This window comes from Sphingomonas paucimobilis NBRC 13935 (assembly GCF_000739895.2).
In the GTDB taxonomy this organism is placed as follows: Bacteria; Pseudomonadota; Alphaproteobacteria; order Sphingomonadales; family Sphingomonadaceae; genus Sphingomonas; species Sphingomonas paucimobilis.
Map to the genome: position 1 here is coordinate 59,626 of NZ_BBJS01000002.1, position 9,351 is coordinate 68,976.

10 protein-coding genes are annotated in these 9,351 nt (G+C 67.4%); 3 read left to right on the top strand and 7 right to left on the bottom strand.

Annotation, left to right across the window (positions count from 1 at the left end; genetic code table 11):
- Positions 1–30 precede the first annotated feature (30 nt).
- From SP6_RS00675 to SP6_RS00685, 3 genes are all read left to right on the top strand, one after another.
- Complete coding sequence (locus tag SP6_RS00675; protein ID WP_007406082.1) at positions 31–441, top strand: glycine zipper 2TM domain-containing protein; 411 nt, start codon at positions 31–33, stop codon at positions 439–441.
- Between the two features lie 122 nt (positions 442–563).
- Positions 564–1,103, top strand: a complete 540-nt coding sequence (locus SP6_RS00680) for a hypothetical protein (protein ID WP_174441871.1) — start codon at positions 564–566, stop codon at positions 1,101–1,103.
- 125 nt (positions 1,104–1,228) lie between these two features.
- Positions 1,229–1,552 (top strand): hypothetical protein, encoded by a 324-nt coding sequence (locus SP6_RS00685; RefSeq protein WP_037569391.1) that lies wholly within the window; start codon positions 1,229–1,231, stop codon positions 1,550–1,552.
- A gap of 6 nt (positions 1,553–1,558) precedes the next feature.
- Here SP6_RS00685 and SP6_RS00690 read toward each other — a convergent pair whose 3' ends face one another.
- The 7 genes from SP6_RS00690 to SP6_RS00720 all read right to left on the bottom strand — a co-directional run bounded on the left by SP6_RS00690 (position 1,559) and on the right by SP6_RS00720 (position 9,261).
- Positions 1,559–2,563, bottom strand: coding sequence for a cell wall hydrolase (locus SP6_RS00690; RefSeq protein ID WP_042468304.1), 1,005 nt, complete (start codon positions 2,561–2,563; stop codon positions 1,559–1,561).
- A 166-nt stretch (positions 2,564–2,729) separates the two neighbouring features.
- Positions 2,730–5,579 (bottom strand): M16 family metallopeptidase, encoded by a 2,850-nt coding sequence (locus SP6_RS00695; RefSeq protein WP_007406070.1) that lies wholly within the window; start codon positions 5,577–5,579, stop codon positions 2,730–2,732.
- A gap of 25 nt (positions 5,580–5,604) precedes the next feature.
- Complete coding sequence (locus SP6_RS00700; protein ID WP_007406068.1) at positions 5,605–5,817, bottom strand: hypothetical protein; 213 nt, start codon at positions 5,815–5,817, stop codon at positions 5,605–5,607.
- Positions 5,818–5,841: 24 nt separating this feature from the next.
- Positions 5,842–6,972, bottom strand: a complete 1,131-nt coding sequence (tgt, locus tag SP6_RS00705) for a tRNA guanosine(34) transglycosylase Tgt (RefSeq protein ID WP_007406147.1) — start codon at positions 6,970–6,972, stop codon at positions 5,842–5,844.
- Positions 6,969–7,478 carry an EF-hand domain-containing protein gene (locus tag SP6_RS00710; RefSeq protein WP_007406094.1) on the bottom strand — a complete coding sequence of 170 codons (510 nt, stop codon included), beginning with the start codon at positions 7,476–7,478 and terminating at the stop codon, positions 6,969–6,971. The genes tgt and SP6_RS00710 overlap by 4 nt, the downstream gene beginning before the upstream one ends.
- Positions 7,475–8,512 carry a tRNA preQ1(34) S-adenosylmethionine ribosyltransferase-isomerase QueA gene (queA, locus tag SP6_RS00715; protein WP_007406129.1) on the bottom strand — a complete coding sequence of 346 codons (1,038 nt, stop codon included), beginning with the start codon at positions 8,510–8,512 and terminating at the stop codon, positions 7,475–7,477. Before queA ends, SP6_RS00710 begins: the two co-directional genes overlap by 4 nt.
- Complete coding sequence (locus SP6_RS00720) at positions 8,509–9,261, bottom strand: peptidylprolyl isomerase (RefSeq protein WP_037569389.1); 753 nt, start codon at positions 9,259–9,261, stop codon at positions 8,509–8,511. The genes queA and SP6_RS00720 overlap by 4 nt, the downstream gene beginning before the upstream one ends.
- Between the last annotated feature and the right edge of the window lie 90 nt (positions 9,262–9,351).

The window sequence follows — 9,351 nt, forward strand, 5'->3', positions numbered from 1 at the left end:
CCACCCGCATCACCCATAAGGGAGGATGTGATGCGTGCACTGACACTCGGCCTGGTTGCGGCCGCGACGCTGGTTTCCGGTTGCTCGACCTATGGTGGCGGTTTGGGCGGGGGCTTTGGCGGCCCGCGTTACGCCTATGACTATAACCGACCCGATCCGGCCTATGGTGGCTATTATGCCGATCGCTATTATGTCGACAATGCGCGTTACCGCGAGCGTCGTCTGGGCCGCAACGACCGCGTCTATGTCGGCCAGGACGGCCGTTATTATTGCCGCCGCAATGACGGTACGACGGGCCTGATCGTCGGTGGTATCGCCGGTGGTGCGCTGGGCGCCGCGATCACCTCGGGCGGGTCGCAGACACTGGGCACGCTTCTCGGTGCAGCCGGCGGTGCGCTGGCCGGCCGCGCGATCGAACGCGACAATGTCCGCTGCCGCTGATCGGTTGAACTGATCAACGATCAGAATGGGCCGGCCCGTCGCCTCCATTTCGGATGCGACTGGCCGGCCTTTTCGCATGGATGTCGCTTATCCCTGAACCCCGCGAAAACTGGGGGATGGCGATGGAATTGGCGACGAAGCTGGTCGAACTGGAAAAGCGGACCGCGCGGCTGTACAATGGCCGCGCCAATGCGGCGATGAAGGAGCAATATCACGCCGCGCTGACCAGTTCGATCGCGACGCTGATCCGCGACCGGGTGAACGAGCGGCTGACCTCCGCGCTCAACGTCGCGAACCCGGCGCCCGATATCATCGAGGAAGGCGCGTCGGACGATATGTCGGACGGCTCCGGTATCATCACCACCGAGGATGAGATTGCGGGTTTCCGCATCGTCCAGGCGATCGCGGCGCGGCATGTCGATCCCGAGCGGGTCGTGATCCGCGATTCCAAATCCTATTGCGCGATCCTGCTCGACGACAACAATCGCAAGTCGATCGCCCGGCTGCACTTCAACAGTCCGACGACCCGCTATGTCGGGACCTTCATGGGCAAGACCGAGACACGTCACCCGGTCGCCGCGTTGACCGATATCTATCGGCTGGAAGATGCCATCGTCGCGCGGCTGCAGGAGATGGATGGCATCGCACAGACGCCAAGCTGAACGAAGCTGTCCGACTTGCGACAATTGGTGACAGTTCCATGGCCTGGGCGTCACAACTTTGCGATCGGCGCTCCCCATATTGCGAAGCGGGCCAGTATTCGCCCGCTTGTTATGGGAGTAGCATAATGAAAGCCATGATCCTCGCGACGCTCGGCGTTGCCACCATCGCGGTTCCGACGATCGCCGAAGCCCAGCGCTGGACGCCCATCGCGCAGCGCCAGGTTCAGCTCGACCGGCGGATCGATCAGGGCATTCGCTCCGGTGCGCTCAACCGGCGCGAGGCGGCTCGGCTGCATGGTGAGCTGCGCCAGCTGAATCAGCTCGAATATCGTTATCGCCGGACCGGTGGCGGGCTGTCCGTCTCGGAACGCCGCGACCTCGACCGCCGCTATGACATGCTGAGCCGGCAGGTGCGCTTCGAGAAGAATGACCGCAACTTCCGTCGCTGATCGCGCTTAGCGCGGGGCTGCGCCCGAGATGATCGGGCGCGGCCCTTCGGCCGGGGTGAGCGGGCGGCCGCTGTCCTTCCACTTGTCCAATATCTCGCCCGATCGAGCCAGCCGATCGCTGATGATCGCGCCGCTCGACGGCGCTGGGGGTGTAGATGGCAAAGGCGTAGCGGCCCGCGCCACCGCGCTCGGCGGCGTCGGCATAGGGACGGGCATGGCGGGAAGCGCCACCTCGGCCGGCGCATCGGCGGTGGCCATCGCCGCGGAGGGAAGCGTCGGAATGCTCTCGCCCCCGGCATAGGGTCGTCCCATCGCGGCGGCCGTACCCCAATAACCCTTCCAACGATGGAACAGGTGCGCGCCGACCATGTCGGTCATCACCATCGCCCGGTTCCAGGCCGGCGTGACCGCAAAAGTGTGATAATGGGTGGCGAGCCCGACCGGGGTATAGACCCCGCCCGCCAGCGCCGCCGCCGCGATCCGCGCCGCGCGGGCCCAGCCGCCAGTGGCGGGCGCACGCGAGAGTGCGCCGTCGCATACAAAGCTGAACTGGCAGTGCGCGCGCTCCACCCCCTGATAGACCACGCCGCAGATACTGGCCGGAAAAGCGGGATGGCGGACACGGTTGAGCACCACCTGTGCTACCGCGCGCTGGCCGTCGATGCTCTCGCCGCCCGCTTCATAATAGATGGCGGCGGTCAGGCATTCCATCGCGCGGGCGCGGTCGATCGCCGCGGCACGACCCCAGCGAAAGGGCTGGGCGGCGGCGACCGTAGCGTCCGCGCCCGCCGCGTCGGGGGGAATCGGCAGGGTGGGAAGGGCGACCGTGCCGGTGCTGCCATCCATGGCAGGCAGGCCGTCGCTACCGGTGGCGGAAGCGGCGGCGCGTGGCGATGAGGGGGCGGCGAGGATCGGGACCGCCCGGCTATCGGGCCGCCGGCCGGCTTGCGCCACCAAGGCAAAGCCGACGATCAGCATCAGGCCCACCAATGCCAGCCAGCCCTGTACCATCCGCCTTATCGTTCGCCTCGCCACCCGCAACGCGTCGTTACCCTCCGGTCCATCTGCTCGATGCAAAACCGATATAGCGGAGAGGGTTAAGGATTTCGCGTCAGGCGAAATGCAACGTCCTCTTGCCCCGCGCCGGGAGATGGTCGGGCGCGGGGCTATGGGTGGGTCAGCGCAGCTTGGGCGTGTCCAGATTGACTTGCGCCGCCGGGATCACCTCGGCTTCGGGATGGGCCTGGCGCAACGCGGGCAGGAACTGCTTGGCGTCGCCGACCACGACGATGCTCGCCGCCTTCGGATCGAGCAGCGCGGCCGAGGTCGACTGGACCGCCGCCGGGTCGACCGCCTGGACGCGCGGGATGTAGCGGCTGAGTTCGTCCAGCGGTACGCCCTGCAGCGTATAGCCGGCCAGGATGCTCGCCACGCCATCGGTCGTCTCGATGGTACGACCGAAATTGCCGATCAGCACGGCTTGGCGCGTCTCCAGTTCGGCCTGCGGCACCGGCGCGGCGCCCAGCCGGCGCATTTCGGCATCGATCAGCCCGACCACCTCGGCGGCCGACGGATTCTTGGTCTGGGTGCGCGCCGAAATCAGGCCGATGTCGCGACCGGCGAGAACCGAGCTGCCCGCGCCATAGGCCAGGCCGCGCTTGATGCGGATTTCCTGGTTGAGCCGCGAGGAGAAGCCGCCGCCCAGCACCGTATTGGCGACGGCGAGCGGATAATAGCGCTCATCGGCGCGGCGAATGCCCGGGCGCGCGACGACGACGCCCGCCTGACCGGCATCGGGCATGTCGACGACGATGACGCGCGGCGCGGGGAAGGCGGGCTCGGGCGCCTTGGCGGCGGTCGAGGCGGCGTCGGCGACCCGCCAATTACCGAGATGCTTCTCGGCGATCTGCCAGGCCTGGGCCGGCGTCACGTCGCCGACCAGCAACAGGGTAGCCTGGCCGGGCTTCCAACTGCGCGCATAGGCGGCGGTCAGGTCGGCGCGGGTCAGTTTCTTCAGCGAATCGGGCGTGCCCGTCAACGGCTGGCCATAGGCGCGGGTGCCGTACACGATCCGGTCAGCCACCATGCCGGAGAGCTGCGCCGGATTCTTCATCGCGACGTTCAGCCCGTCGATCGTCTGGCTGCGCGCGCGTTCGATCTCCGCCGGCGCGAAGGTCGGATGGGTGGCGACATCGGCCAGGATGGTCATGGCGGTGTCCATCTGTGCCGAGGGCACGGTCAGGTCGATGCTGGCCCCGTCGTCCGACGCGCTGCTCTCGATCGAGCCACCCAGGCTTTCGACCGCGCGCGCGATCTCGGTCGCCGAGCGGGTCGTCGTCCCCTTGGTCATCAGATCGGCCGCCAGGCTGCTGGCACCCGCCTGGCCCTGGGGATCGGTGGCGGCCCCGCCCAGCGCCACCAGCGAGGCGGTGACGAGCGGCAGGTCGTGCCGCTCAACGGTGACGACGCGCACGCCGTTGGACAGCGTCGTGACGACCGGTTGCGGCAGGGTGGGGGCGATCGGCGCACCGGGGGCGGGGGGCAGGATGCGCTGACCCTCGGGCGCAGGCGTCACCACCTCGATATTGGCGGGCGGGGTGAGCGCCGCCGTCTGCACCGTGGGCGCGATCTCGATCGGCATCTCGCGGACATTGGCCGGGCGGTCGCTGTCGGGCAGGTAGCGGATGGTCGCGCTCTGCCGATCGTTCAGATATTCGCGCGCGACCCGCTGGATATCGGCGGCGGTGACCTTTTGCACGGCCGCGATCTGGCGGTCGGCGGCGGTGGGGTCGCCATCGACGATGACGCTGTTGGCGATCAGGCTGGCCTTGCCCTCCGCCGTCTCGCGCTGCTTGAGCGCGGAGGTCAGCAGCTCGTTCTTCGCCTCGGCCAGTTCGGTGGCGCTGACGGGGGCGTCGCGCAGGCGGGCGACTTCCTTCTTCAGGGCCGCTTCGCCCTCGGCCACCGGCTTGCCGCTCGCCATCATCGCATAGAGGACGAGGTTGCCGGTCGACTGCTTGGTGTCGAGGAAGGTCGAGGCCGATTGCGCCAGCTGGTCGCGGTACACCAGATCCTCATATAGCCGCGAGCTTTCGCCCGCCGACAGGATCGCGTTCAGCACCATGATCGCGGGGGTATCGGCGCTGCGTTCGGGCGGGATGTGATAGCTGATGAGCACCGCCGGCAGCGGCGTGTTGGGCTCATAGACGGTGCGCGAGACGGCTTGGGTGCGTTCGGGCTCCTGGACCGTCACGCGCGGGATCGCGGTGGTCGGGCGCTTGATGTTGCCGAAATATTCGTCGACCCAGCGGTTCAGCTGTGCGGGATCGAAATTGCCCGACACGACCAGCACCGCATTGTCGGGCCGGTAATAGGTGGCGTGGAAGGCCCGGACATCGTCGATCCCCGCCGATTCCAGTTCCTCCAGGCTGCCGATACCTGGCCGCGCATAGGGATGCACGGAATAGGCGAGCTTGGGATAATAGATGGAGAACAGCTTGCCATAGGGCTGGGCGAGGGTGCGCTGGCGCAGTTCCTCCTTCACCACGTCGCGCTCGCTGGCGAAGCTCTTGGGCTCGACGACCAAAGCGGCCATGCGGTCCGCCTCGGCGAAGAGCAGGCGTTGCAGGTGGTTGGCGGGCACCACCTCGAAATAATTGGTGTAGTCGTCGGCGGTGGAGGCGTTGTTGTAACCGCCGACATCTTCGGTCAGGCGATCCATCTGTTCGGGGACGAGGTTGCGCGTCGCCTTGAACATCAGATGCTCAAACATGTGCGCAAAGCCCGAGCGGCCCTTGGGATCGTCCTTCGACCCGACATCATACCACACCTGGACCGAGACGTTGGGGGTCGAGGTGTCGCGAATGGCATAGACGCGCAGGCCGTTGGGCAGGGTGCGCGTCGTGAAATCGATGGGCTTCACGCTTTCCGTGCGCGCCCCCGAAGCGGGTGGCGGCGAGCCTTGTGCCCCGGCCAGCGTGGGAAGGGCGGCGACGCCGAGCAGAAGCGCGGCACGGAAAAGGCGCATGAAGACCCTCTTTGTTGGACGTGTGTTACTTGGACTTGTTGCGCGTGCCGTACAGCACGGCGGCGGCGATGGCGGCCGAACCGATGCCGACGCCCAGGCCGATCTTGCCCAGCGGCCAGTTGCGCGTCTGCTCCTTCACCGACTCGGCGGTCGCTTCGGCGGCGGCGACGGCGTGGTCCTTGGCCTCCTTGGCGGCGGCGAGAATCTCGTTGGGCGCGTCTTCGGTACGATCGGTCATGGTTACTCTCCTACTGACCCACAATTAATGGCCGGCAGCGTAGCGCGCCCGGAAGTCATCGGCAAAGGCCGTAAGCCGCCCTTCGCCGATCGCGGCGCGCAGATCGGCCATCATCTGCTGGTAGAACCAGATATTATGCTCGGTCATCAGCATCGCGCCCAGGATTTCGCCCGCGCGGACCAGATGATGGAGATAAGCGCGGCTCCAGGTCGCACAGACCGGACAGCCACAGGCGGGGTCGAGCGGCCCCTGATCCTCGGCGAAGCGCGCATTGCGGATGTTGATCGGGCCCTGCCGCGTAAAGGCCTGCCCGGTCCGCCCCGAACGCGTCGGCAGGACGCAGTCGAACATATCGACTCCGCGCTCCACGGCGCCCACGATGTCGGTCGGCTTGCCCACGCCCATCAGGTAACGCGGCTTGCTGGCAGGAAGCTGGCCAGGCGCGAAGTCGAGGCAGCCGAACATCGCCTCCTGCCCTTCGCCGACCGCGAGGCCGCCGATCGCGTAACCGTCGAAACCGATATCGATCAGCGCATCGGCTGAGGCCTTGCGGAAGCCCTCATCCAGCGCGCCCTGCTGGATACCGAAAATGGCGTTGTCCTCGGCATGCTGGCCACCGGCGTCGAAGGCGTCGCGGCTGCGCTTGGCCCAGCGCATCGAGCGTTCCATGGCGCTGGCCTGCACCTCGCGGGTCGAGGTGGTCGGGACCAGCTCGTCGAACGCCATGACGATGTTCGATCCCAGCAGCCGCTGAATCTCGATCGAGCGTTCGGGGCTGAGCAGATGGCGGGTGCCATCGAGATGGCTCTTGAACGCCACGCCGTCCTCGGAGCGTTTGGTGAGTTCGGCCAAGCTCATCACCTGATAGCCGCCCGAGTCGGTCAGGATCGGCCGGTCCCAGCCCATGAAGCCGTGCAGCCCGCCCAGCCGGTTCACCCGCTCCGCACCGGGGCGCAGCATCAGGTGATAGGTATTGCCCAGGATGATGTCCGCCCCGCTCGCGCGCACGTCGCCGGGCTTCATCGCCTTGACGGTGGCAGCGGTGCCAACGGGCATAAAGGCGGGGGTGCGGATTTCGCCGCGCTTCATGGTGATGGTTCCGGTGCGGGCGCGGCCGTCGGTGGCGTGAATGGCGAAAGAGAAACGGGCGGTCATTTTCTGTCTCTGGGGCGCTCGCCCTTGGGGCGGAGCGGGCCGGTCGGGCCATTGGCGTCGACGGCGGTGGTACGGATGGTCAGGGCCTCGGCCCGGCTGATCGCGCCGTCACGGTCGCGATCGAAGCGCGAGAACAGGCGCGAGAAATGCGCCTGCAATTCGGGCAGGGTGATGCGGTTGTCATTGTCCTTGTCGACATCGAACGGGCTGGGCAGCGCGTTGCGGTCACCCAGCCAGCGCTCGGCCCAGTCGGCGAACTGAAGATAGCCGAGCGAGCCCTGATGCGCCGTATCGATCGCCTCGAAGCTGCGCTTGACGCCGGCCTCCATCTCCTCGCGGCTGGTCTTGCCGTCGCCGTCCGCGTCGAGCGTGGCGATCATCATCGCGACGGGCTCGACCACCATGGTGGCGGGCGTCTGCGCAAAGGGCTTGGGCGGCGCGGTGACGGTCACCGTCTCGTTCGCCCCCGGCGTCGCCGCCTGGAGCAGCAGCGCCAGCCAGATCATGCGGCCGGCCCCGGCAGCAGCAGCGAGGCGTCGCCATAGGAGTAGAAGCGATATCCCTGCGCGATCGCATGGGCATAGGCCGCCTGCATCCGGTCCAGCCCCATCAAGGCCGAGACCAGCATGAACAGCGTCGAGCGCGGCAGATGGAAATTGGTCATCAGCCCGTCGATCCCGCGAAAGCGATAGCCCGGCGTGATGAAGATCGCGGTATCGCCCTCAAACGGGCGGATCACGCCGTCCTCGCCCGCCGCGCTCTCGATCAGCCGCAAGGAGGTGGTACCGACCGCGATCACCCGGCCGCCGCGCGCCTTGACGGCATTCAGCCGGTGGGCGGTCGCGGCGTCGATGCGGCCCCATTCGGCATGCATCTTGTGATCGACCGTGTCGTCCGCCTTGACCGGCAGGAAGGTGCCCGCGCCGACATGGAGGGTCAGCGTCGCATGCTCGATCCCCGCCGCCGCCAGCGATTCGAGCAAGCCCGGCGTGAAGTGCAGCGCCGCCGTGGGTGCCGCGACCGCGCCGGGCTCTTGCGCGAACATCGTCTGATAGTCTTCGGCGTCCTTCTCGGTGACGCCGCGCTTCTGCGCGATATAGGGGGGAAGGGGCATGGTGCCCGCCCGCTCCAGCAGCAGTTCGACCGGCTCGTCTCCGGCAAAGTCGAGCGCGAAGCTGCCATCCTCGGCGCGGTCGTTGGCGGTCGCGCTGACGCCTGCACCGAAGTCGATGACATCGCCCTCACGCAGGCGCTTGGCATTGCGGATGAAGGCCCGCCAGCGGCGAACGCCCTCGCGCTTGTGCAGGGTCGCGCCGATCTTCGCGTCGCCTCGTGTTCCCTGCAACTGGGCGGGGATGACGCGGGTATCGTTGAAGACCAGCAGGTCACCCGCGCGCAACGCCTGCGGCAGGTCGCTCACCCGCTCGTCACGGGTGGCGTCACCGTCGAGGACCAGCATCCGCGCCGAATCGCGCGGGGATGCGGGATAGAGCGCGATCCGCTCGGGCGGCAGCGCGAAATCGAAAAGGTCGACGTTCACTTGGTGGCCGTTGCCGCCTTCTTGGCCGGGGCCGCCTTGGGGGCGGGACGACGCGCGGGTGTGGCGGGCGTGGCACCCGGCAGGGTCACAGGTGCACCCAGGCTGGGGGCAGGGGTGGGCGCGAGCGGGACAAAGGCCGGGGGATTGTCCGACGCGATATAGGCATGGACGATGCGGCTGGGGTTGGCGGGCGGCTCGCCCCGCTCGATCGCGTCGACATATTGCATGCCGTCCAGCACGCGGCCGAACACCGTGTACTTCTTGTCGAGCGCGAAGCGCGGCTGGAAGACGATGTAGAATTGGCTGTTGGCGCTGTTGGGATCATCCGCGCGCGCTGCCGCCACCGATCCGCGCACATGCGGCAGATAGTTGAACTCGGCCGGCACGTTGGGCAGGTCCGAGCCGCCGGTGCCGTCGCCCTTGGGATCGCCGCCCTGCGCCATGAAGCCGTCGATCACGCGGTGAAAGGTCAGGCCGTCATAGAAATGGCGGCGCGTCAGCGTCTTGATCCGCTCGACCATCTTGGGCGCGACATCGGGGCGCAGCCAGATGGTCACCCGGCCGCCGGTCGACAGGTCGAGCAGCCAGAGGTTGTCCTTGTCGGTGATCGGCGGCGGGGTGGGGCGGCCGGCGACATTGTCTTCCAGCACTTGCGCGACCTTGGCCGGCGACTGGATCTTGGATTGCGCCTGCGCCGGAACGGCGATCAGGCTGGCCATCATCATGGCAAGAGCGGCGAGAACGCGCATCACATCTCTATCGACAAGGAAAGGAACGAGGGCGCTGTAGAGCAAATCCCGCCTTGCGCCAAACTGAACCTTCGATCCCCATTTTCCTCC